Here is a 23,952-nt window from a genome sequence, read left to right on the forward strand (position 1 = left end):
TTATTGCGAATCTTAATCCTTCTTCTATTGCTATTGAGTTTATTAACTCTATAGTCATTTGTATGTTATCTCCAGGCATAACCATTTCTGTACCTTCTGGTAACTTACAAGTTCCTGTTACGTCAGTTGTTCTGAAGTAGAATTGTGGTCTGTATCCATCGAAGAATGGAGTATGTCTTCCACCTTCTTCTTTTTTAAGAACGTATACTTCTGCATTGAACTTAGTGTGAGGCTTAACTGTTCCTGGCTTAGCCATAACTTGTCCTCTTTCTATTTCATTTCTTTGTACACCTCTTATTAATGCTCCTATGTTATCTCCAGCTTGTGCTTGGTCTAATAACTTTCTGAACATTTCTACTCCTGTTACTACAACTTTTCTTGGCTCGTCAGCAAGTCCTACTATTTCAACTTCGTCTTGAACCTTTAATACTCCTCTTTCAACTCTACCTGTAGCAACTGTTCCTCTACCTGTTATAGAGAATACGTCTTCTACTGGCATTAAGAAGTCTTTGTCAACGTCTCTTTCTGGAGCTGGTATATATTCATCTATTTGCTCGAATAATTCAACTATTTTGTCTCCCCACTCTGAAGAAGAATCTTGTAATGCCATTAAAGCAGATCCTCTTACTATTGGAGTGTCATCTCCTGGGAATTCGTACTCATTTAATAAGTCTCTAACTTCCATTTCAACTAACTCTAATAATTCTTCGTCGTCTACCATATCACACTTGTTTAAGAATACTACTATGTATGGTACACCAACTTGTCTTGATAATAATATATGCTCTCTTGTTTGAGGCATTGGTCCATCAGTTGCTGAACAAACTAATATAGCACCATCCATTTGAGCTGCTCCTGTTATCATGTTCTTAACGTAGTCAGCATGTCCTGGACAGTCAACGTGTGCGTAGTGTCTGTTTGGAGTTTCGTATTCAACGTGAGCAGTTGATATTGTGATTCCTCTTTCTCTTTCTTCTGGAGCTTTATCTATGTTAGCGAAATCTACTGCTTCTCCTAATTGATATCTATCGAATAAAGTTTTTGTTATTGCAGCTGTTAATGTAGTTTTACCGTGGTCAACGTGTCCTATAGTTCCTATATTAACGTGCGGCTTATTTCTTTCAAATTTAGCTTTAGCCATTTTGAAATACCTCCCTATATATATTTTATGTAAGACGAGGTAACCTCGTCTTACTTATTATACTTATTTTTAAAAAAATTATTATTTTCCTTCAGCTATTTTCTTAGCAACTGAAGCTGGAACTTGCTCGTAGTGGTCGAATATCATTGTGTATGTTGCACGACCTTGAGTAGATGATCTTAACTCAGTAGAGTATCCAAACATTTCTGAAAGTGGAACGAATGCATTTATAACTTGTGCACCAGATCTAGCTTCCATACCTTGTATTAAACCTCTCTTAGAGTTTAATCCACCCATAACATCTCCCATGTACTCTTCTGGAGTAACAACTTCAACTTTGAAGTAAGGCTCAAGTAATACTGCATTACCTTTCTTCATAGCTTCCTTCATAGCCATAGAACCAGCCATCTTGAATGCCATTTCTGATGAATCGACTTCATGGTAAGAACCATCGTATAATTCAACAGCAACGTCAACAACTGGGTATCCAGCAACTATACCAGATTGCATTGCACCTTGTATACCTGCATCAGTTGGTCCAACATATTCCTTAGGAACAGATCCACCAACAGTTTTGTTTTCAAACTTGTAACCAGCACCTGGCTCTTGAGGATTAACTCTGATCTTAACGTGTCCGTATTGTCCTCTACCTCCTGATTGCTTAGAGTACTTGTATTCAACATCTACTGGTTGAGTTATAGTTTCTCTGTAAGCAACTTGTGGAGCACCAACGTTAGCTTCAACTTTGAATTCTCTTAATAATCTATCAACTATTATCTCTAAGTGTAATTCACCCATACCAGATATTATAGTTTGTCCTGTTTCTTCATCAGTCTTAACTCTGAAAGTTGGATCCTCTTCAGCTAATTTTTGAAGAGCTATACCCATCTTTTCTTGAGCTGCTTTAGACTTAGGCTCTATAGCAACAGATATAACTGGCTCAGGGAATTCCATAGATTCAAGTATTATTGGATTAGCTGGATCACATAAAGTATCTCCAGTAGTAGTATCTTTTAATCCTACTGCTGCAGCTATGTCTCCTGCGTATACTTCTGTTATTTCTTCTCTTGTATTAGCATGCATTTGTAGTATACGTCCTATTCTTTCTCTCTTACCTTTAGTAGAGTTTAGTACGTATGATCCACCTTGCATTATTCCAGAGTAAACTCTGAAGAATGCTAACTTACCAACGAATGGGTCAGTCATTATTTTGAATGCTAAAGCTGAGAATGGTTCTTCATCAGATGAGTGTCTTTCTGCTTCTTCACCATTTTCTAATATACCTTTTATAGCAGCTATATCAGTTGGAGCTGGTAAATAATCAACAACTGCATCTAATAATAACTGAACACCTTTGTTCTTGTAAGCAGATCCACAGAATACTGGGTTCATTTCACAAGCTATAGTAGCCTTTCTTATAGCAGTTTTTAACTCTTCTATAGTTGGCTCTTCACCTTCAAGATATTTCATCATTAGATCTTCATCAGTTTCAGCTACTGCTTCAACCATTTTTTCTCTCCACTCTTGAGCTAATTCTTTCATATCTTCTGGTATTTCAGTTATTTCTATTTCTTTTCCTAAGTCGTCTTTATAGATATGAGCTTTCATTTCTAATAAGTCAACTTCACCTTCTAACCAATCTTCTTTACCTATTGGTAATTGCATTGGTACAGCATTTGCATTTAATCTTTCTCTCATCATTGATACAACGTTAAAGAAGTCTGCACCCATGATGTCCATTTTATTTACGAATGCTATTCTAGGTACACCGTAGTTATCAGCTTGTCTCCATACGTTCTCAGATTGAGGTTCAACCCCACCTTTAGCACAGAATACAGCAACTGAACCGTCAAGAACTCTTAGAGATCTTTCAACCTCAACTGTGAAGTCGACGTGTCCTGGTGTATCTATTATGTTTATTCTATGGTCTCTCCATGCAGCAGTAGTAGCGGCAGAAGTTATTGTTATACCTCTTTCCTTCTCTTGCTCCATCCAGTCCATTTGAGAAGCTCCTTCGTGAGTTTCTCCTATTTTATGTGTTTGCCCTGTATAGAATAGGATTCTTTCTGTAGTAGTAGTTTTTCCTGCATCTATATGAGCCATGATTCCTATATTTCTAGTTCTTTCTAAAGGAAACTTTCTAGCCATGGTTCTCCTCCTTACGATATCCCTTAAAAGGTATCTTTATATCCTACTATTAGAATCTGTAGTGAGCAAATGCTTTATTAGCCTCTGCCATCTTATGAGTATCTTCTTTCTTCTTAACTGAAGCTCCTGTGTTGTTTGCAGCGTCCATTATTTCTTTCGCTAACTTTTCAACCATTCCTTTTTCTCCACGAGCTCTAGTGTAGTTTACTAACCATCTTAAACCTAAAGTTTGTCTTCTTTCTGGTCTAACTTCAACTGGAACTTGGTAGTTAGCTCCACCAACTCTTCTAGCTTTAACTTCTAAAACAGGCATTATGTTATCCATAGCTCTGTTGAATACTTCTATGGCTTCTTCTCCTGTTCTTTCAGCTACTAAAGCAAAAGCATCATATACTATTGTTTGAGCTTTTCCTTTTTTTCCATCTATCATTAAATTGTTTATTAACTTAGTAACAACTTTACTTCCATACATTGGATCAGCTAATACTTCTCTCTTTGGAACATTACCTTTTCTTGGCATTTTGCTTCCCTCCTTAATTATTTGATATTATTAAATCATAGGTACTCGACATCATAATATGCCGTGATGCCATAAATATCTATATATATTTAAAGCACCGCACTATAATCAATTGTTAATTTTTACTATTTCTTTGCAGCTTTAGGTCTCTTAGCACCGTACTTAGATCTTGCTTGCATTCTCTTATCAACACCTGCAGTATCTAATGTACCTCTTAATATGTGGTATCTAACCCCTGGAAGGTCTTTTACTCTTCCTCCTCTTATAAGAACAACACTATGCTCTTGTAAGTTGTGTCCTTCACCTGGTATATAAGCAGAAACTTCTATTCCGTTTGTTAATCTAACTCTGGCAACTTTTCTTAAAGCTGAGTTAGGTTTCTTAGGAGTTACTGTTTTAACTGAAGTACAAACTCCTCTTTTTTGTGGTGAACTTGTGTTAGTAGATTTCTTGTGTAAAGAATCGTACCCTTTTTGTAATGCTGGAGCAGTAGATTTCTTTTCTATTGCTTGTCTTCTTTTACGAACTAATTGGTTAATTGTTGGCATCATCTGCACCTCCTTTTCCAAATTTTCGATCTTAATGACCGCCAACTACATCAATATGAAAGCATATTGATTCATAGTAACTTACGTTACTCACAATTAAATGTCTATTAACTCACATTCCTGTGGTTTTAGCTCTTTGCAGTTTGGTGCTGCTAGTTCTTTAATTATATAAAGTCCAATTGAAAACTCTAAGAGCCATAAGCTCTTAGATAACTTTCAATTGCACACTTTAACATTTTATCACCAGACATAATTACTGTCAAGTTACTTTCTAGCTATTAATCGGCTAGTTCAAGCTTACTCTTCAATTTTTTCAACAGCTATGTTCTTGTATCTCTTCATACCTGTTCCTGCTGGTATTAATTTACCTATTATAACATTCTCTTTAAGACCTATTAAGTGATCTTCCTTACCTTTTATAGCTGCTTCAGTAAGAACTCTTGTTGTTTCTTGGAATGAAGCTGCAGATAAGAATGATTCTGTAGCAAGAGAAGCTTTAGTTATACCAAGTAAAGTTCTCTTAGCGACTGCTGGTCTTAAACCGTTAGCAATAGCTTCTTCATTACATTTATTGAATGTTAATACATCTTCATAACCACCTGGTAATAATTCTGTATCTCCTGGATCTTCAACCTTAACTTTAGATAGCATTTGTCTAACTATAACTTCTATATGCTTATCGTTAACGTCAACCCCTTGCATTCTATAAACTCTTTGAACTTCTTTAACTATATAGTTTTGAACTCCACTTATACCTTGTACTCTTACTATATCATGTGGATTTATAGAACCTTGAGTTAATGGATCTCCTGCTTCAACCATTTGACCTTGCTTAACTCTTATTCTTGATCCGTAAGGTATTGCATATACTTGAGTTTCTCCTTCTTGTGGTATTACAGCTACTTCTTTTCTCTTACCAGTTTCATCTATTTCAACTCTACCAGCAACTTCTGTTATAACTGCTAAACCTTTTGGTTTTCTGGCTTCGAATAATTCCTCAACCCTTGGAAGACCTTGAGTTATATCTCCACCGGCAACCCCACCTGTATGGAATGTACGCATTGTAAGCTGTGTTCCTGGCTCCCCGATTGATTGAGCAGCTATTATACCTACAGCTTCACCTATGTTTACTTCCTTACCTGTTGCAAGGTTTCTACCATAACACTTAGAACAAACTCCGTGGTTTGTCTTACAGTTAAGAACTGTTCTTATTTCAACTTTTTCTATTCCAGCTTCAACTATTCTATCAGCATCAGCTTCTTGTATCATAGCATCAGCTTCAACTATAACTTCACCAGTTGTAGGATTTACTATAGGAGCTATAGTATATCTTCCAACAATTCTATCGTATAGTTCTTCTATTACTTCGTTTCCATCTTTTATTGCAGTAACTTCTGTTACATCACTAGTTCCACAGTCTATTTCTCTTACTATAACATCTTGACTGACATCAACAAGTCTTCTTGTTAAGTAACCTGAATCGGCTGTACGAAGCGCTGTATCGGCAAGACCTTTTCTAGCACCATGTGATGATGTGAAGTATTCCATTACTGTTAACCCTTCACGGAAGTTAGATTTAACTGGAACTTCAACTGTTTTACCAGATGCATTGGCCATCAGACCACGCATACCAGCTAACTGTCTTATCTGGTTCTTAGAACCTCTGGCTCCAGAGTGAGCCATTATGAATATATTATTAAGCCTTTCTAGACCTGACATAAGAGCATCTGTAACTTTTTCAGTAGTCTCTGTCCAAGTTTCTATAACTCTTTCATATCTTTCTTCGTCAGATATAAGACCTCTTCTATATGCTTTTTCATATTTATCAACTTTTTCTTCTGCAGCTGCTATATGATCCTTCTTCTCTTCAGGTATCTTCATATCTGCAACGGCAACTGTTATACCACCTCTAGTAGAGAATTTAAATCCTAAAGATTTTATGTGGTCTAACATCATAGCTGTTCTAGTGTTTCCATGTCTTCTGAAACACTTATCTATTATTTTACCTAGAGATTTTTTGTCAACTAAGAAATCAACTTCTAATCCAAATGGATCTTTCTCTCTATCAACAAATCCTAAGTCTTGAGGTATATTTTCATTGAATATAAATCTACCTACTGTACTTTCAACTAAAGAACTTCTTCCATCTTCAAGTACAACTCTCATCTTTACTAATGAATGTAATTCAACCGCTTTATTCTCATAAGCAAGTAACATTTCATTGTAATCTTTAAATATTGTACCTGTTCCTTTTTCTCCACCTTGGTCTTCTATTGTTAAGTAGTAACAACCTAGAACCATATCCTGAGAAGGAGTAGTTATTGGTGTACCATCTTTAGGTGCAAGTATGTTGTTTACAGATAGCATTAAGAATCTTGCTTCTGCTTGTGCTTCTACTGATAAAGGAACGTGAACCGCCATCTGGTCACCGTCGAAGTCAGCGTTGTACGCTGTACATACTAGTGGATGTAGTTTTATTGCTTTACCTTCTACTAATACAGGTTCAAATGCTTGTATACCAAGTCTGTGTAGAGTAGGAGCACGGTTAAGTAGAACTGGATGACTCTTTATAACTTCTTCTAAAACATCCCAAACTTCTGGCTTAACTTTTTCTACTATAGTTTTTGCACTCTTTATGTTGTGTGCATAACCTTCTTTAACTAATCTATCCATAACGAATGGCTTGAATAATTCAAGGGCCATTTTCTTTGGAAGACCACATTGATAGAATTTAAGTTCTGGTCCAACAACTATAACTGAACGTCCTGAGTAGTCAACACGCTTACCAAGTAAGTTTTGACGGAAACGTCCTTGCTTACCTTTTAGCATGTCTGATAAAGACTTAAGTGGTCTATTACCAGGTCCTGTTACAGGTCTACCTCTTCTACCATTGTCGATTAAAGCATCTACAGCTTCTTGAAGCATTCTCTTTTCATTTCTAACGATTATGTCAGGAGCTCCAAGTTCTAATAATCTCTTTAATCTGTTATTTCTATTTATAACTCTTCTGTATAAATCATTTAGGTCAGAAGTTGCAAATCTTCCACCATCAAGTTGTACCATTGGTCTTAAATCTGGTGGTATTACTGGAATAGCATCTAATATCATCCACTCAGGCTTGTTTCCTGACTTTCTGAATGCTTCCACAACTTCTAATCTTCTTATAGTTCTAACTCTCTTTTGTCCAGTGCTGTCCTTAAGGTCAGCTCTTAACTCTTTGCTTTCTTGCTCTAAATCAATATTTTGTAATAATTGTTTTACAGCTTCAGCACCCATACCTACTGTGAAAGTATTGTATCCATACTTATCAACTGCAGTTCTGTATTCTTTTTCTGTTAATAATTGCTTAGCATTTAATCCAGTTTCTCCTGGATCAACTACTACGTATGAAGCAAAGTATAGTATCTTCTCTAAAGATCTAGGAGACATATCAAGTAAAAGTCCCATTCTACTTGGTATCCCTTTGAAGTACCAGATATGAGACATAGGAGCTGCTAGCTCTATATGTCCCATTCTTTCTCTTCTTACTTTAGCTTTAGTAACTTCTACTCCACATCTATCACAAACTACACCTTTGTATCTTACTCTTCTATATTTACCACAGTGACATTCCCAGTCTTTTTGAGGTCCAAATATTCTTTCACAGAAAAGACCATCTTTTTCTGGTTTTAGTGTACGGTAGTTTATAGTTTCAGGCTTTTTTACTTCTCCTCTAGACCATTGTCTTATTTTCTCTGGAGAAGCTAGTGCTATCTTTATCGACTCAAAATTGTTTAATTCAAACAAGGAGTTCTCTCCCTTCTATTTGATATTTACATTAATAAAAATATTATACATCAAAGTCTTCTGTATCATCATAGTCTATTTCATCATAAACTATGTCTTCTTCAAATTCAATGTTATCCATATCACCATTCTCGAAATCTTCTTCTTCGATTTCTTCTATTATATGGTCATCTTCCATTTCTTTAACATTTTCTATTATATCTAATTCAAATTCACCAGTAGTTTCTTCTACATCTAGTGATTCTCTGACTTCTATTTCTTGATCTTCATCAGTTAATACCTTTACATCTAAGCATAAACTTTGAAGTTCTTTTATAAGAACCTTGAATGATTCTGGTATTCCTGGTTCAGGTATATTTTCACCTTTTACGATTGCTTCGTATGCTCTAACACGTCCTACAACGTCGTCAGATTTAACAGTAAGTATTTCTTGAAGTATATGAGCAGCTCCGTATGCTTCTAGAGCCCAAACCTCCATCTCACCGAATCTTTGTCCACCGAATTGTGCTTTACCACCTAGTGGTTGTTGAGTTACTAATGAGTATGGTCCTGTACTTCTAGCATGTAACTTATCATCAACTAAGTGATGTAGTTTTAACATGTACATGTATCCAACTGTTATTGGGTTATCGAAAGTATCACCTGTTCTACCATCATATAAAGTTATCTTTCCATCTTCTGGGTATCCAGCTTCAACTAATGCTTTTCTTATATCTGGCTCTTTTGCACCATCAAATACTGATGTAGCAACATGCCATCCTAAAGCCTTAGCAGCAAGACCTAAATGAACTTCAAGAACCTGTCCGATGTTCATACGAGATGGTATACCTTGTGGGTTAAGAACTATATCTAATGGTGTTCCGTCTGGCATGAATGGCATATCTTCTTCTGGTAAGATTCTAGATATAACCCCTTTATTACCATGACGTCCGGCCATTTTATCCCCAACAGTTATCTTTCTCTTCTTAGCTATATAACATCTAACTAATTCATTAACACCTGGAGATAAATCGTCACCATTTTCTCTAGTGAACACTTTAACATCAACTATTATACCAGATTCTCCATGAGGAACCTTAAGTGAAGTATCTCTAACTTCTCTAGCTTTTTCTCCGAATATAGCACGAAGTAATCTTTCTTCTGCAGTAAGCTCAGTTTCTCCTTTTGGAGTTACTTTACCAACTAATATATCTCCAGAATCTACTTCAGCACCTATTCTGATTATACCTCTTTCGTCTAAGTTCTTTATAGCACTTTCTCCAACGTTAGGTATATCTCTAGTTATTTCTTCAGGTCCTAACTTAGTATCTCTAGCTTCACATTCATATTCTTCTATATGAATTGTTGATAATCTATCTTCTTTAACTAATCTTTCATTTATTAAGATGGCATCTTCGTAGTTATAACCTTCCCAAGTCATGAACGCTATGAAGCAGTTTCTTCCTAATGCTACTTCTCCAAGATCTGTTGAAGGTCCGTCAGCTATAACATCACCTTTTTCTATCTTATCTCCTTTATTTATTATAGGAGTTTGATTTATACAAGTACCTTGGTTTGAACGCTTAAACTTAAGTAATTTATATCTATCTTTGTTTCCATCTTCTCTTTTAATTATTATTTCATCAGCTGTAACTCTATCAGCTATACCAGAGTTCTTAGCAACAACAACTGCTCCAGAGTCTTTAGCAGCTCTGTACTCAACCCCTGTACCTATGATTGGAGCTTCTCTTCTCACTAGAGGTACTGCTTGACGTTGCATGTTCGATCCCATCAGCGCACGGTTGGCATCGTCATTTTCTAAGAATGGTATCATTGCAGTTGCTATAGAAACAACTTGCTTTGGAGATATATCCATGTAGTCAACTCTTGATACTGGAACTAGTTCAACAGCACCATTTTTAGTTCTACATACTAATCTCTTGTTTATGAATGTTCCATCTTCTTCTAATGGTTCATTAGCCTGAGCTCTTATGAATAAATCTTCTTCATCAGCTGTTAAGTAATGTATCTCATCAGTTACTCTACCATTTTCCTTATCTACTTTTCTATAAGGAGATTCTATGAAACCAAATTCATTTATCTTAGCATAAGTACCTAATGAGTTTATAAGACCGATGTTTGGTCCTTCTGGTGTCTCTATAGGACACATTCTTCCGTAGTGAGAATGATGAACGTCACGAACTTCGAACCCAGCTCTTTCTCTTGAAAGACCCCCTGGTCCTAGTGCAGATAATCTTCTCTTGTGTGTTAACTCAGATAATGGGTTAGTTTGATCCATGAACTGAGATAACTGTGAACTACCGAAGAATTCTTTTATAGCAGCAGAAACAGGTCTTATGTTAACTAGAGCTTGAGGAGTTATTGCTTCCATGTCTTGAACAGTCATTCTTTCCTTTATAACTCTTTCCATTCTAGATAAACCTATTCTAACTTGGTTTTGTAATAACTCACCAACTGATCTTATTCTTCTGTTACCTAAATGATCTATATCATCTATGTAACCTATTTCATGGAATAAGTTGAATTGGTAGTTTATAGATGCTATTATGTCATCTAATAGTATATGCTTTGGTATAAGCTCTTTTATTCTAGATTTTATAGCTTCTTTTATTTCTTCTTCGTCACTATATTCATCCATTATCTCTTTTAAAGTTGGGTAATGAACTTTTTCTTTTATATTTAAATCATCTATATTGAATTCTATATGTGATTTTATATCAACAAAGTTATTACCTATAACCTTAGCAGTCTTTTCATCATCTAGTAATAAACTAACTACGTTTATTCCAGAATTTTGAATATCCTTAGCTACTTCGTAGCTTATTTTTTCTCCAGCTTTTACAAATACTTCTCCAGTTTCTGGATTAACTATATCTTCAGCTGAAACTCTGTTCATTATTCTGTAGCATAGAGCAAGCTTTTTGTTAAACTTATATCTACCTACTTTTGCTAAGTCATATCTCTTAGCATCAAAGAATAATGCATTTAATAATGATGATGCACTTTCTACTGTTGGTGGTTCACCCGGTCTTAACTTCTTGTATATCTCAATTAAACCTTCTTCAACAGAAGTAGTATTATCTTTTTCTAATGTTGCAGCTAATCTCTCATCTTCTCCAAGAAGTTCGATTATTTCTGCATCCGTACCTATTCCTAGAGCTCTTAATAATACTGTTACTGGTTGCTTTCTAGTTCTGTCAACTCTTACAGATATTACATCATTAGAATCTGTTTCGTATTCTAACCATGCTCCTCTGTTAGGGATTACAGTAGATGATATTAACTTCTTACCTGTTTTATCTCTCTCTAAAGCATAGTAAACGCCAGGAGATCTAACTAACTGACTTACTATAACTCTCTCAGCACCATTTATTATGAAAGTTCCTTTTTCTGTCATTAAAGGGAAATCTCCCATAAATACTTCTTGCTCTTTTATTTCCCCAGTTTCCTTATTTATAAGTCTAACCTTAACTTTTAGAGGTGCACAGTATGTGGCATCTCTATCTTTACATTCTTCTATGTCATACTTAGGCTTATCGTCTAAAGAGTAATCAACAAATTCTAATATAAGATTACCTGTGTAATCTTCTATTGGAGATATGTCTTCGAAAACTTCTTTTAATCCATCTTCGATAAACCACTTATAAGAATCAACTTGTAATTCTATAAGATTTGGCACATCAGCTATTTCTTTTATCTTAGAAAAGCTCATTCTAGTTCTTTTACCTATCGTGACAGGATGTGGCATTCACTTTTCACCTCTCAATAATAAAAAATAAAACCATAGTTTATTCTAACGCATCTAATAATTTTATCATAATGTCAAGCATTTTTCAATATGTATATTATTCTATTCTTTACATTTAATTTATCCTACAAAATATGCATTATTTATTATGCGCAAAATATTAAACTAAAATTCTCATTTTTTACATATTTTTTTAGAAAACAAAAAAGGTGCCCCAAACAGGACACCTCTTAAAAGAAAACTACTTAACTTCTACTGAAGCTCCAGCAGCTTCTAATTTTTCTTTCATTTGGTCAGCTTCTTCTTTAGAAACTCCTTCTTTTAATGTCTTAGGAGCGTTGTCAACTAATTCCTTAGCTTCTTTTAATCCTAATCCAGTTATTTCTCTAACAGCTTTTATAACTCCAACTTTTGAAGAACCAGCGTTAGCTAATACTACGTCGAATTCTGTCTTTTCTTCAGCAGCTCCACCAGCAACTGCACCAGCCATCATAACTGGAGCTGAAGCAGATACACCGAATTTTTCTTCAGCAGCTTTAACTAATTCATTTAATTCTAAAACTTTCATATTTTCTATAGCTTCTAATATTTGTTCTATTGTCATTTTTAGCACCTCCGAATTATTTTCGTTAATTTTTAATTAATTATATAACCAATCCAATTTTTTCTTGGTTAATGTTTATTAAGCTTCTTGACCTTCTTGTTTCTTTATCATTGCATCTAATAAGTATGCGAAGTTTGACATTGGAGCTTTTAAGCTTCCAAGTAATTTTGCAAGAAGAACTTCTCTTGATGGTATGTTAGCGAACTCAACTATTTGAGACTCGTTGTAGAATTCTCCTTCTACTATACCCATCTTTAATTGCATTTTTGGATGAGAATCCATGAATTCTTTTAATATTCTAGCTGGAGCAACAGGGTCTTCGTATCCGAAAGCTATTGCATTAGTTCCAACTAATAATTCATCGTTGAATTGTTCTATACCAACTTCTTTAGCAGCTTTTCTAACTAAAGTGTTTTTGTATACTTTGTATTCAACACCAGCTTCTCTCATTTTCTTTCTTAGTTCAGTAACCTCTTCAACTGTTAATCCTTTGTAATCAACAACAACAGCAGCAGATGACTTTTCTAATTTTTCAACTATTTCAGCCACAACTTGTGATTTAAGTTCTATAGCTTTTCTCATCTAGATGTGCACCTCCTTCACCTGATTAGGTTTAGTATTCGCCGCAATCTCATTTAAAAAAGCTTTCGTGTCTAAAAGTAGACAACAAAAGCTTTAGTAATTTCAATTTATCTAAAACCTCGGTAGGATATTAAGCCCTTAAGCACCTACTGTCTACGGCAAATCTATTCTTTTTTATATCAACAAATGTTATATTAACATTTTTGTTTAGCCATGTCAACAGTTTTTATTATTCTGCTATTTTAGCTGGGTTTATTTTAACTCCAGGTCCCATAGTAGATGCAACTGTTATACTTCTTAAGTATTGTCCTTTAGCAGCAGCTGGCTTAGCTTTAACTATTGCTTCCATTAAAGTTGCAAAGTTTTCAGCTAACTTTTCTCCACCAAATGATACTTTTCCTACTGGAACGTGTATTATGTTAGTTTTGTCTAATCTGTACTCAACTTTACCTGCTTTTATTTCATCTATAGCTTTAGCTACATCAAATGTAACTGTTCCTGATTTAGGGTTTGGCATTAAACCTTTAGGTCCTAATACTCTACCTAATCTACCAACTACACCCATCATGTCTGGAGTAGCAACAACTATATCGAAATCAAACCAGTTTTCACCTTGTATTTTTTGAACTAATTCTTCAGCTCCTACAAAGTCAGCTCCAGCTTGTTCAGCTTCCTTAGCTTTTTCACCTTTAGCGAAAACTAAAACTTTCTTAGTTTTACCAGTTCCGTGAGGTAATACTACAGCACCTCTAACTTGTTGATCAGCGTGTCTTGAGTCAACACCTAATTTTATATGAGCTTCAACAGTCTCATCGAACTTAGCAGTAGCTATTTCACTAACTAATGCTAAAGCTTCTGTAGCATCGTAGAATTTAGCTCTGTCTACTTTGCTTAATGCTTCTACATATTTCTTTGCTTTTTTAGCCATTTTTATTTTCCTCCTTGTGGTTATATTCGGTTTTTAAACCTCCCACTTCTTAAAGAAGTGTCTAATTTATTTGAAATTAGTCTTCTACAACGATTCCCATACTTCTTGCAGTACCAGCTATCATTCTCATAGCAGATTCTACTGAAGCAGCGTTTAAGTCAGGCATCTTTAATTCAGCTATTTCTCTTATCTTAGCTGAAGATAAAGTAGCAACCTTCTTCTTGTTTGGTTCTCCTGATGCAGTATCTAAACCAGCAGCTTTCTTTAATAATACTGCAGCTGGTGGAGTTTTTGTTATGAATGAGAATGATCTATCTTGGTATACAGTTATAACAACTGGTATTATCATTCCAGCTTGATCTGCAGTCTTAGCATTGAATTCTTTTGTGAATCCCATTATGTTAACACCGTGTTGTCCTAATGCTGGACCAACTGGTGGTGCTGGAGTAGCCTTTCCTGCAGGTATTTGTAATTTTATTTGACCTATAACTTTTTTAGCCATTTTTCGTACCTCCTTATTTTTATATTTGAGTAACTATTATAATTTCTCTATACTATCTGACTCTACAACAAATAGAGTCTTCTTTCCAAATGCATCTATGCACACTTTAACTTCTTTAGCTTCTACGTCTATCGCTTCAACTGTACCTACTTGTCCAGCGAATGGTCCGTTTGAAACTTCAACAGCATCTCCTATTTCTAAGTCGATATCGCTGTTACCTATTTTAGGTTCAGTTAATTCTATGCCCATAGCTAGTACTTCATCTTCACTTAATGGTACTGGCTTAGACCCTGGTCCAACAAATCCAGTAACTCCCTTAGTATTTCTTACGACATACCAAGATTCATCAGTGATTATCATTTTTACTAGAACATAACCTGGAAATATCTTACGTTGTCTAGTTTTTTCTTTCCCTGTTTTAGTAGTTTCAACTACATCTTCAGTAGGTACAACTACTTGCTTTATGTAGTCTTCCATACCTCTAGTTTTTACAGCTTTTTCTATCGTAGCTTTAACCTTATTCTCATGTCCTGAATAAGTATGTGCAACATACCATCTTGCTTCTTGTAATTCCGACATTTTGATTCTCCTTTTCTATTTTAGTATCAGCCCTAGTGCACCAGATAATACACTATCTAAAACCCACACTAATATAGTAGATGAAATAACTACAGTTAAAACTACCCCTGTATTTTTAAGTAATTCTTTCCTACTTGGCCATGAAACTCTACTAAGTTCTTGTTTTGTTTCTTTTATATAAGATACTAAACCAGTTCTCTTTTTCTTAGTTCCTGCGCCTTGATTTGCTTGGGCAGCCATTTAATCCACTCCTTATAAAAAACTATTTTGTTTCTTTGTGAGTAGTGTGCTTCTTACAGAATCTACAGTATTTTTGTAATTCTATTCTGTCTGGGTTGTTTTTCTTGTTCTTAGTAGTGTTGTAGTTTCTTTGATTACACTCTGTACATGCTAAAGTTACTTTAACTCTCATCTGCTACACCTCCAACTTTTTTATGCAATAATAATTAATATATATATAATAATATAACACCTTAATTATTTATTGAGGTATTATTACCTTCCTGAATCATTACCTTGTATAAGTTATCACAAAATTATAGTGGTGTCAATGTTTTTGTGGTTTCTCTCTTTAAAAAAAGAGGGGGTTAAAACCCCTCTTTTATCTATAGATTAATCACCTAAGAAAAGATTACTCTATTATAGAAGCAACAACACCTGATGCTACTGTTCTTCCACCTTCTCTTATCGCGAATCTTAATCCTTCTTCTATTGCTATTGAGTTTATTAACTCTATAGTCATTTGTATGTTATCTCCAGGCATAACCATTTCTGTACCTTCTGGTAACTTACAAGTTCCTGTTACGTCAGTTGTTCTGAAGTAGAATTGTGGTCTGTATCCATCGAAGAATGGAGTATGTCTTCCACCTTCTTCTTTTTTAAGAACGTATACTTCTGCATTGAACTTAGTGTGAGGCTTAACTGTTCCTGGCTTAGCCATAACTTGTCCTCTTTCTATTTCATTTCTTTGTACACCTCTTATTAATGCTCCTATGTTATCTCCAGCTTGTGCTTGGTCTAATAACTTTCTGAACATTTCTACTCCTGTTACTACAACTTTTCTTGGCTCGTCAGCAAGTCCTACTATTTCAACTTCGTCTTGAACCTTTAATACTCCTCTTTCAACTCTACCTGTAGCAACTGTTCCTCTACCTGTTATAGAGAATACGTCTTCTACTGGCATTAAGAAGTCTTTGTCAACGTCTCTTTCTGGAGCTGGTATATATTCATCTATTTGCTCGAATAATTCAACTATTTTGTCTCCCCACTCTGAAGAAGAATCTTGTAATGCCATTAAAGCAGATCCTCTTACTATTGGAGTGTCATCTCCTGGGAATTCGTACTCATTTAATAAGTCTCTAACTTCCATTTCAACTAACTCTAATAATTCTTCGTCGTCTACCATATCACACTTGTTTAAGAATACTACTATGTATGGTACACCAACTTGTCTTGATAATAATATATGCTCTCTTGTTTGAGGCATTGGTCCATCAGTTGCTGAACAAACTAATATAGCACCATCCATTTGAGCTGCTCCTGTTATCATGTTCTTAACGTAGTCAGCATGTCCTGGACAGTCAACGTGTGCGTAGTGTCTGTTTGGAGTTTCGTATTCAACGTGAGCAGTTGATATTGTGATTCCTCTTTCTCTTTCTTCTGGAGCTTTATCTATGTTAGCGAAATCTACTGCTTCTCCTAATTGATATCTATCGAATAAAGTTTTTGTTATTGCAGCTGTTAATGTAGTTTTACCGTGGTCAACGTGACCTATAGTTCCTATATTAACATGTGGTTTATTTCTTTCAAATTTAGCTTTAGCCATTTTGAAATACCTCCTGTTTTTATATTATTAGTTATAGCTTACATTAAGCTTATGATAAGTATTTTACTATTAATTATTCCTGTTTTCAAGATGTTTTTCTAATTTTCTCTTGACTCTTTGAAGAGCATTATCTATTGATTTTACATCTCTTCCAAGCTTGTCTGCTATATACTGATAAGACTTACCATTTAAGTATAGTTCTAATACTTCTTGTTCTAGATCACTTAAAAGCTCATCCATCTTACTTTGAATGTGTTTTAGCTCCTCTTTACTTATTATAAGCTCTTCTGGATCACTAACTATGCTTGTTGCTATTATATCTAAAAGAGTTCTATCAGACTCCTCATCATATATCGGTTTATTTAATGATATGTAGGAATTTAACGGTATATGTTTTTGCCTAGTTGCTGTTTTTATAGCAGTTATTATTTGTCTAGTTATGCATATTTCAGCAAATCCTCTAAAAGAATTTGTTTTAGTAGCATCAAAATCTCTAACTGCTTTGTATAAACCTATCATACCTTCTTGTATTATATCTTCTTTGTCTGCCCCTATTAAAAAATATGATTTCGCTTTTGCTTTAACGAAATTTTTATATTTTTTTATAATATATTCTAATGCTATTGTATCCCCCTTACTCGCTTTTAATACTATTTCATACTCATCTTGTTGCGAATTATCTATTAACCCATATTTTTCGTCATTAGCTACGAACATGTAAATCTCCCCCAATAAAACATTTTCATAGCTATATTATAAGCGAATAATTTTAGTAATTTCAATGCATTCTACGAATGTTCTCAAGTTTCGACAATGTCTCTTTATCTAATCTTTCTTCTAACCAATTTCGCTGTATCTTTTTTTGGTTACTACTGTTTTTTTCCCTTATATTCGACTTAGCTTTGTCTAAGTCTAACTTTAACTCTCTGGCAGATATTCTTGTTGCTCCTTTTCCTAAAATAATTTGCTGTTCTGCATAATCATTTGTAGCAACTTTTATATCGTCGTATCTGGAAAGAGTACTTATAAATTTTTCTATGTAGCTATCTGCAGTTTGATGCTCTCTAGTGTATACCACAGTTATATATTTCCTGTCTTCTACAGTTTCTCTACTATGCTTTACATTATATGCATCAAACACTATTATAGCTTTTCTTCCTGTAAATTCAGCATATTCGATTATTATGTCTATTAATTTTTCCCTAGCACTTTCTAGACTTGTTTGAGCAATGTCCTTTAATTCATCCCATGCGTTTATTATATTGTAACCATCTATTATTAGATAACTTTTTACATTTCTTCTCAATTTATTTTACACCTGATCTTTGTTTAAATATCTCATAAAGAAGTATTCCACCTGCTACAGATGCATTTAGCGATGTAACATTACCTATCATAGGCATTTTTATAGTGAAGTCGCAGTTTTGTTTAACTAATCTAGATATACCAAAACCTTCACTTCCTATTACAAGACCTATTGAACCTGTAAGGTTTTGCTCATAAAATACTTGTCCATCCATATCAGCTGCTGCTATCCATAGTCCTTCTTCTTTTAGTCTCTTTATCGTATTAACTATATTAGTTACCTTACATATAGGTACATATTCTACAGCTCCTGCTGATGCTTTAGCAACTACTGGGGTAACGTGAACTGATCTTCTTTTTGGTATTATAACCCCATGAGCTCCAACTGCATCTGCTGTTCTAATTATTGAACCTAAATTGTGAGGGTCTGTTATTTCATCTAGTATTATAAAAAATGGATCTTCTCCTTTTTCTTTAACACTATCTATTAAATCATCTAATTCCCAATACTTAAGTTCACTTACTTGAGCTATTACACCTTGATGAGAGTGACTTGTACTAATTTCATCTAATTTATGCTTATCAACATATTGAACTATTATGTTCTTTTCTTTAGCCATTGCTATTATTTTTTTTATTGATCCTTCTTTTGCAGAGTTAGATACCATTATCTTATCTATTTCTCTACCATTTTTTATTGCTTCTATTACAGGATTTCTACCTTCTATACTTGCCAATTCTTTCACCGCCTATAAATTTTTAAACTTGTCTCTTATCTGAACTATATTCCCACATGTCATGTTACCTTCTGGGCAAGGTCCTTTTACACATTTAGGTCCTATATTTTTAAATAAGATTGGAGCTACTTGCTTTAATTGTCTTAGCATTTCTATTGATAGCTCTCTTATTTCCCATTGTGCCCTCTCACAGCATCTATGATTTAAGAAATTATATAAACTTCTTGTATTCATAGTAAATACTACTTTTGTTTCACATGCATTAGGAAATACATATCTAGCATCTTCTATTGCTTTCTTTTCAGCTTGTCTTTTAGCTTCTTTTTCATTTTTTCCATCTTTTATCATATTATTATAATGTTTATCAAATAATATATCCACTAATTTATCATATGATTTTTGATCTTCTTCCATAGCTTGTATAAATACTTCTTTAGCTTCTTTTACTGCTTCTATCTCTGGTGGTACTATATACTCAAATTGATCTAACTTTACATACCTTTGACTTTGTTGTGAATAGCTTGCTATACGATGTCTAACTAATTGGTGAGAACAAGCTCTTGATATTCCTTCAACTGCAAATGTAAATGATACATGCTCTAATGGAGATTCATGCCCTATATTTATTAACATATTTAGAAATCTATCTACCGATTCATCTGTTAGATTTTCTTCTATTTGATCCACCCCTACTGCTGAATAACATAGTTTTGCAGCCATTGATATTACCTTTTCTGGTTCTGGTGTATGTGCTAATAATTTTACTTTCATCTCTAAAACCTCTTCCTTAAAATATTCATATTTTTTATTATACAATATTAAAATTATATTTTTTTATTTATTTTGTCTATCATAAAAAAGTATATATACTCGTATATAAAAAGGTATTGTTTTTAACAATACCTTTACATATTTTTTTCTATGATATTTATGCCTTTTTCAACTATGTAGTCAAGCCTATCTTTCTCTCCGCCTAAATGTAGATATCCCACTAAAGCTTCGAACCCAGTTGCACATTTATAGTCTATAATATCTGCATTTTTAGGAGAAGTATGAGATTTTTGATTTCTACCTCTTTTGTAGATTCTTAATTCATCTTCACTTAACTCATCTTCTATTTCATGCATTACTGTCGCCTGTGCCTTAGCATTAACATACTTTATAGCTGACTTGTGAAGGTCATTGACCTTTTTGTTGATGTTCTTTCTTATTAGATACTCTCTTATATATGACTCATATATTGTATCACCTATATAGGCTAATACTAATGGAGACATTGTTATTAATTCCGTTCTATTCATAATTATGCTCTCTTCCACTTAGTTCCTTGTCTAGTATCTTCTAGTATTATGCCTTTTTCTAATAACTCTTGTCTTATATCATCTGCTAATTTATAATCTTTATTTTTCTTAGCATCTACTCTTTTTTGTATAAGATTTTCTATTTCTTCATCTAATATATCATCATTTTTCTTATTAACTATATTTAATACAGAAGTTAATTCATTAAATTCATCTAGACATAATTTAGCAAATTCTAAAGAAGAATTTTCATTTACATTAGTGTTTATAAACTTAGATAATTCAAATATAGCACTTATTGCATCTGCTGTATTTAAGTCATCTTCCATAGCGTTTATAAACTTTTCTCTGTAACTATTTAATTCAGATACTAAATCTTTTTCTCCTTCAGTTAAAGAACTTTCTTTTAAGTTTTCTATTGTGAATTCTAATTTTTCTTTAGCATTGTAAAGTCTTTCAAGCCCTGCTTTAGCTTGTGCTAACATTTCATCACTGAAGTTAACTGGATTTCTGTAATGTGCAGATAACATGAAGAATCTTACTATTTCTAAATCATATTTTTCAGATATCTCTCTTACTGTAAAGAAGTTTCCTAGAGATTTACTCATTTTTTCATTGTTTATGTTTATGTATCCATTGTGTACCCAATAATTAGAGAAAGTTTTTCCACTTCTAGCTTCACTTTGAGCTATTTCATTTTCATGGTGAGGGAATGTTAAATCTTGACCTCCAGCATGTATATCTATAGTTTCACCTAAGTATCTCTTAGACATAACTGAACATTCTATATGCCATCCTGGTCTACCTTCTCCCCATGGACTTTCCCATCCTGGTTCTCCTTCTTTTTTTGCTTTCCAAAGAACGAAATCCATTGGATGTCTCTTTTGACTATTAACTTCTATTCTTGCTCCAGCTTCTAAATCGTCTTGATTTTGTTTAGAAAGTTTTCCGTATCCTTCAAATTTTTTAGTGTCAAAGTATACATCTCCGTTAGATTCATAAGCATATCCTTTTTCTTCTAATTCCTTAACAAAATCTATTATTTGTTGTATGTTATCTGTTACTCTAGGATGAACATCTGCTCTTTTTATTCCTAATCCATCAGCATCAACAAAATACTCATTTATGTATTTATTAGCCACTTCTTCTGGTGCTATGTTTTCTTCATGACCTCTTTTTATTATTTTATCATCTACATCTGTAAAGTTTTGAACGTAAGTTACATCAAAACCTCTATATTCTAAATATCTTCTAAGTGTATCAAACATTATGAAAGGTCTAGCATTACCTATATGTATATAGTTGTAAACTGTAGGTCCACACACATACATTTTTACCTTTCCTTCTTCTAATGGAACAAATTCTTCTTTTGTTCTTGTTAATGTATTGTATAACTTCACTCTTATCACCTCACTGATTGTTATATTATTTCTTAACTATCTATATATTATATTATAGTTTAAATTCTTTACAATTAATAGTACTACTATTATGTCCTTATGATTTTAAAAAAATCTGATTGCAAAAAAATTATAGGTTTATTCTTCTAAAAATGAAATTTTTTTTAAGGAACAAGTATTATAAGTTTCTTCACTTATAATTTTTTCTTTTTTTAACTTCTCTAGTATGTTAACATAATCTGCACATAAACTTTTCAATTCTTTTTTTATATCATCTTTATTATTACTATACATAGTTACCCTCCCTGGTATAAAGTAAAACTATATTGTATTTTAAAAATAACTTTTCAAATAATTTATTTTCTTATGCTTTTTATATATTAACTTTGTTTTAAATAATCCCTTTAGTTATACCCATAAATCTTTTCATCAAAATACTACACAAATAATTTTTTACTCTTCATAGTACTAAAAATTAACATATATTTCTTTCTATTTTGTTTATTTCTCTTATTATATATAAAACTCCTAGATATGCTACATTTTTTGAATATAATATATTTAGTAAAATTTTAAAATAAATATAATTATTATTTAATGCTATTTATATAATCTATGTTGAAATTAATAAAAAAACTCACCTAACTAGGTGAGCTCTTTTCATATTATAATATGTTGTTTTTAACGTATGCTATTCTCTCTAAACAATTTTCTTTTCCTAGAACTTCCATAGTCTTTGGTAAATCTGGTCCATGCATTTGTCCTGTTAATATTACTCTAGAACCCATGAATAAGTTTTTACCTTTTATACCGTGTTCTTTTTGTATTTCTTTAAACATAGCTTTAACAAATGCTTCATCTACAACTTCTGCATTTTCTATCTTAGTTTGTAATGCATCTATTAAAGTTGGTATATGTTCTAAGTTTAAGAATTCTCTACATTCTTCAGTTTCTAATTTAACTTCATTTGAGAAGAATATATTAGCATGTTCAGTTATTTCTTTTACATATTGTAATTTTTCTTTAACAACTGATACCATTCCTTTTATAAAATCATACTTAGTAGTAGCTTCTTCTTCTGTTATAAGACCAGCTTCAACTAAGAAAGGTATAGCTAAGTCTGTTAAGTAGCTATCATCTGCTTCCTTTATATAATGTTGGTTAACCCAGTTTAGTTTTTCTGTATCAAATACTCCACCACTCTTAGATACTCTTTCTACAGAGAAAGCTTTCTCTAATTCTTCCATAGTGAATATTTCTTGGTTGTCTTCTGGAGACCAGCCAACTAATGCAACATAGTTAACTAATCCTTGTGGTAAATATCCTTTTTTCTTGAAGTCTTCAACTGCAACATCACCATGTCTCTTACTTAACTTTTTCTTTTCTTTGTTAAGTATATTTGGTAAATGTACAAATGTTGGTGCTTCCCATCCAAATGCTTCATATAAGTAAACATGCTTTGGAGTTGAAGAAACCCATTCTTCTCCTCTTATAACATGAGTTATTTTCATTAAATGGTCATCAACTACAACTGCAAAGTGATAAGTTGGGAATCCATCAGTCTTTATTAAAACTTGGTCATCTAAATCATTAGTGTTAAATTCTGTTTCACCTCTAACTAAGTCAGTGAATTTTATAACATGATTTTCAGGTAATTTTAATCTTATAACGTAAGGTTCTCCTGCTGCTATCTTAGCTTCAACTTCTTCTTTAGAAAGATCTCTACAGTGACCATCGTATCTTGGAGTTTCTCCAGCTTCTTTTTGCTTTTCTCTTACTTCGTCTAATCTTTCTTTTGTACAGAAACAGTAGTATGCTTGTCCATTATCTAATAATTGTTTTATATAATCTTTATATATATCTAATCTTTCAGATTGTATATATGGCCCATTTTCACCTACTTGAGTTATGTTTCCATTTTCATCTATCATAACACCTTCGCTATGATTAACTCCAGCCCAACTCATAGCATTAAGCATATTTTCTATTGCACCATCCACTAATCTAGTTTGGTCTGTGTCTTCTACTCTTAATATGTACTCTCCACCCATTCTCTTTGCAAATAAGTAGTTATATAAAGCAGTTCTTAAACTACCTATGTGTACAAATCCAGTTGGACTTGGAGCAAATCTTACTCTTACATTCATTTGAATAGCCTCCTCTAATAGTTGTTATGTATAAATTTATAATATCAGAATAACACATATATTGTAATGTTATTTTACCCAAATCTATGTTAAAATCGCGATATTATTATATTTTTATACCTACAAGTATACACCTATAAATCTATTTTAT

At 33.3% G+C, this 23,952-nt stretch carries 22 protein-coding genes and 1 other annotated feature; all 22 genes read right to left on the minus strand.

Translation table 11 applies throughout. The features are described from left to right. A partial coding sequence (gene tuf / locus I2H23_RS12700; RefSeq protein WP_195581716.1) for an elongation factor Tu occupies positions 1-1,141 on the minus strand: 1,141 nt, incomplete at its 3' end. An 81-nt stretch (positions 1,142-1,222) separates the two neighbouring features. Beyond that, on the minus strand, positions 1,223-3,289 hold the full coding sequence (gene fusA / locus I2H23_RS12705) for an elongation factor G (protein ID WP_092921786.1): 2,067 nt from the start codon (positions 3,287-3,289) through the stop codon (positions 1,223-1,225). Positions 3,290-3,338: 49 nt separating this feature from the next. Next, positions 3,339-3,809 carry a 30S ribosomal protein S7 gene (rpsG, locus tag I2H23_RS12710; protein ID WP_092921784.1) on the minus strand — a complete coding sequence of 157 codons (471 nt, stop codon included), beginning with the start codon at positions 3,807-3,809 and terminating at the stop codon, positions 3,339-3,341. Between the two features lie 125 nt (positions 3,810-3,934). Continuing rightward, complete coding sequence (gene rpsL / locus I2H23_RS12715; protein WP_092921782.1) at positions 3,935-4,357, minus strand: 30S ribosomal protein S12; 423 nt, start codon at positions 4,355-4,357, stop codon at positions 3,935-3,937. Positions 4,358-4,654: 297 nt separating this feature from the next. Continuing rightward, positions 4,655-8,143, minus strand: coding sequence for a DNA-directed RNA polymerase subunit beta' (rpoC, locus tag I2H23_RS12720; RefSeq protein WP_092921780.1), 3,489 nt, complete (start codon positions 8,141-8,143; stop codon positions 4,655-4,657). A gap of 43 nt (positions 8,144-8,186) precedes the next feature. Beyond that, positions 8,187-11,891, minus strand: a complete 3,705-nt coding sequence (gene rpoB / locus I2H23_RS12725) for a DNA-directed RNA polymerase subunit beta (protein WP_092921778.1) — start codon at positions 11,889-11,891, stop codon at positions 8,187-8,189. Between the two features lie 241 nt (positions 11,892-12,132). Further along, positions 12,133-12,495 carry a 50S ribosomal protein L7/L12 gene (gene rplL / locus I2H23_RS12730; protein ID WP_092921776.1) on the minus strand — a complete coding sequence of 121 codons (363 nt, stop codon included), beginning with the start codon at positions 12,493-12,495 and terminating at the stop codon, positions 12,133-12,135. 78 nt (positions 12,496-12,573) lie between these two features. Continuing rightward, positions 12,574-13,077 carry a 50S ribosomal protein L10 gene (rplJ, locus tag I2H23_RS12735; protein ID WP_092921773.1) on the minus strand — a complete coding sequence of 168 codons (504 nt, stop codon included), beginning with the start codon at positions 13,075-13,077 and terminating at the stop codon, positions 12,574-12,576. A 46-nt stretch (positions 13,078-13,123) separates the two neighbouring features. Next, positions 13,124-13,254: a sequence feature (ribosomal protein L10 leader region), on the minus strand. A gap of 52 nt (positions 13,255-13,306) precedes the next feature. Further along, complete coding sequence (gene rplA, locus I2H23_RS12740) at positions 13,307-14,005, minus strand: 50S ribosomal protein L1 (protein ID WP_092921771.1); 699 nt, start codon at positions 14,003-14,005, stop codon at positions 13,307-13,309. A 76-nt stretch (positions 14,006-14,081) separates the two neighbouring features. Beyond that, positions 14,082-14,507 carry a 50S ribosomal protein L11 gene (rplK, locus tag I2H23_RS12745; RefSeq protein WP_021121982.1) on the minus strand — a complete coding sequence of 142 codons (426 nt, stop codon included), beginning with the start codon at positions 14,505-14,507 and terminating at the stop codon, positions 14,082-14,084. A 36-nt stretch (positions 14,508-14,543) separates the two neighbouring features. Beyond that, positions 14,544-15,086, minus strand: a complete 543-nt coding sequence (nusG, locus tag I2H23_RS12750) for a transcription termination/antitermination protein NusG (protein WP_166506189.1) — start codon at positions 15,084-15,086, stop codon at positions 14,544-14,546. A gap of 15 nt (positions 15,087-15,101) precedes the next feature. Next, positions 15,102-15,326, minus strand: coding sequence for a preprotein translocase subunit SecE (secE, locus tag I2H23_RS12755; protein ID WP_092921768.1), 225 nt, complete (start codon positions 15,324-15,326; stop codon positions 15,102-15,104). A 22-nt stretch (positions 15,327-15,348) separates the two neighbouring features. Next, positions 15,349-15,498 (minus strand): 50S ribosomal protein L33, encoded by a 150-nt coding sequence (rpmG, locus tag I2H23_RS12760; protein WP_092921766.1) that lies wholly within the window; start codon positions 15,496-15,498, stop codon positions 15,349-15,351. Positions 15,499-15,717: 219 nt separating this feature from the next. Beyond that, positions 15,718-16,911 carry an elongation factor Tu gene (gene tuf, locus I2H23_RS12765; RefSeq protein ID WP_092921788.1) on the minus strand — a complete coding sequence of 398 codons (1,194 nt, stop codon included), beginning with the start codon at positions 16,909-16,911 and terminating at the stop codon, positions 15,718-15,720. A 69-nt stretch (positions 16,912-16,980) separates the two neighbouring features. After that, positions 16,981-17,628: an RNA polymerase sporulation sigma factor SigH gene (sigH, locus tag I2H23_RS12770; protein WP_166506188.1), complete on the minus strand. Its 648-nt coding sequence runs from the start codon at positions 17,626-17,628 to the stop codon at positions 16,981-16,983. A 61-nt stretch (positions 17,629-17,689) separates the two neighbouring features. Continuing rightward, entirely contained in the window at positions 17,690-18,217 is a 528-nt protein-coding gene (locus I2H23_RS12775) for an NYN domain-containing protein (RefSeq protein ID WP_166506187.1), read from the minus strand. 1 nt (position 18,218) lies between these two features. Continuing rightward, positions 18,219-18,953, minus strand: a complete 735-nt coding sequence (gene rlmB, locus I2H23_RS12780) for a 23S rRNA (guanosine(2251)-2'-O)-methyltransferase RlmB (RefSeq protein WP_166506186.1) — start codon at positions 18,951-18,953, stop codon at positions 18,219-18,221. A 12-nt stretch (positions 18,954-18,965) separates the two neighbouring features. Further along, complete coding sequence (gene thyX, locus I2H23_RS12785) at positions 18,966-19,724, minus strand: FAD-dependent thymidylate synthase (RefSeq protein WP_166506185.1); 759 nt, start codon at positions 19,722-19,724, stop codon at positions 18,966-18,968. A 134-nt stretch (positions 19,725-19,858) separates the two neighbouring features. Continuing rightward, complete coding sequence (locus I2H23_RS12790) at positions 19,859-20,254, minus strand: Mini-ribonuclease 3 (protein WP_166506184.1); 396 nt, start codon at positions 20,252-20,254, stop codon at positions 19,859-19,861. Between the two features lie 2 nt (positions 20,255-20,256). Further along, a complete protein-coding gene (gene cysS / locus I2H23_RS12795; protein WP_166506183.1) occupies positions 20,257-21,654 on the minus strand; it encodes a cysteine--tRNA ligase in 1,398 nt (465 codons plus the stop codon). Positions 21,655-21,792: 138 nt separating this feature from the next. After that, a complete protein-coding gene (locus I2H23_RS12800; RefSeq protein ID WP_166506182.1) occupies positions 21,793-21,948 on the minus strand; it encodes a hypothetical protein in 156 nt (51 codons plus the stop codon). A 371-nt stretch (positions 21,949-22,319) separates the two neighbouring features. Then, positions 22,320-23,801: a glutamate--tRNA ligase gene (gene gltX, locus I2H23_RS12805; RefSeq protein WP_166506181.1), complete on the minus strand. Its 1,482-nt coding sequence runs from the start codon at positions 23,799-23,801 to the stop codon at positions 22,320-22,322. Between the last annotated feature and the right edge of the window lie 151 nt (positions 23,802-23,952).

It is taken from the genome of Romboutsia sp. BSD2780061687b_171204_C1, from assembly GCF_015560225.1.
In the GTDB taxonomy this organism is placed as follows: Bacteria; Bacillota; Clostridia; order Peptostreptococcales; family Peptostreptococcaceae; genus Romboutsia_C; species Romboutsia_C hominis.

Excerpts from the sequence above, each read along its gene's own strand:
- secE (WP_092921768.1), bottom strand. The coding sequence starts at position 15,326 with ATGGCTGCCCAAGCAAATCAAGGCGCAGGAACTAAGAAAAAGAGAACT.
- thyX (WP_166506185.1), bottom strand. The coding sequence starts at position 19,724 with ATGAAAGTAAAATTATTAGCACATACACCAGAACCAGAAAAGGTAATA.
- nusG (WP_166506189.1), bottom strand. The coding sequence starts at position 15,086 with ATGTCGGAATTACAAGAAGCAAGATGGTATGTTGCACATACTTATTCA.
- I2H23_RS12800 (WP_166506182.1), bottom strand. The coding sequence starts at position 21,948 with ATGTATAGTAATAATAAAGATGATATAAAAAAAGAATTGAAAAGTTTA.
- gltX (WP_166506181.1), bottom strand. The coding sequence starts at position 23,801 with ATGAATGTAAGAGTAAGATTTGCTCCAAGTCCAACTGGATTTGTACAC.
- rpsL (WP_092921782.1), bottom strand. The coding sequence starts at position 4,357 with ATGCCAACAATTAACCAATTAGTTCGTAAAAGAAGACAAGCAATAGAA.
- rpsG (WP_092921784.1), bottom strand. The coding sequence starts at position 3,809 with ATGCCAAGAAAAGGTAATGTTCCAAAGAGAGAAGTATTAGCTGATCCA.
- rpoB (WP_092921778.1), bottom strand. The coding sequence starts at position 11,891 with ATGCCACATCCTGTCACGATAGGTAAAAGAACTAGAATGAGCTTTTCT.
- fusA (WP_092921786.1), bottom strand. The coding sequence starts at position 3,289 with ATGGCTAGAAAGTTTCCTTTAGAAAGAACTAGAAATATAGGAATCATG.
- rplL (WP_092921776.1), bottom strand. The coding sequence starts at position 12,495 with ATGACAATAGAACAAATATTAGAAGCTATAGAAAATATGAAAGTTTTA.
- rpmG (WP_092921766.1), bottom strand. The coding sequence starts at position 15,498 with ATGAGAGTTAAAGTAACTTTAGCATGTACAGAGTGTAATCAAAGAAAC.
- sigH (WP_166506188.1), bottom strand. The coding sequence starts at position 17,628 with ATGTTCGTAGCTAATGACGAAAAATATGGGTTAATAGATAATTCGCAA.
- rplA (WP_092921771.1), bottom strand. The coding sequence starts at position 14,005 with ATGGCTAAAAAAGCAAAGAAATATGTAGAAGCATTAAGCAAAGTAGAC.
- rplK (WP_021121982.1), bottom strand. The coding sequence starts at position 14,507 with ATGGCTAAAAAAGTTATAGGTCAAATAAAATTACAAATACCTGCAGGA.
- rplJ (WP_092921773.1), bottom strand. The coding sequence starts at position 13,077 with ATGAGAAAAGCTATAGAACTTAAATCACAAGTTGTGGCTGAAATAGTT.
- tuf (WP_092921788.1), bottom strand. The coding sequence starts at position 16,911 with ATGGCTAAAGCTAAATTTGAAAGAAATAAACCACATGTTAATATAGGA.
- I2H23_RS12790 (WP_166506184.1), bottom strand. The coding sequence starts at position 20,254 with ATGAATAGAACGGAATTAATAACAATGTCTCCATTAGTATTAGCCTAT.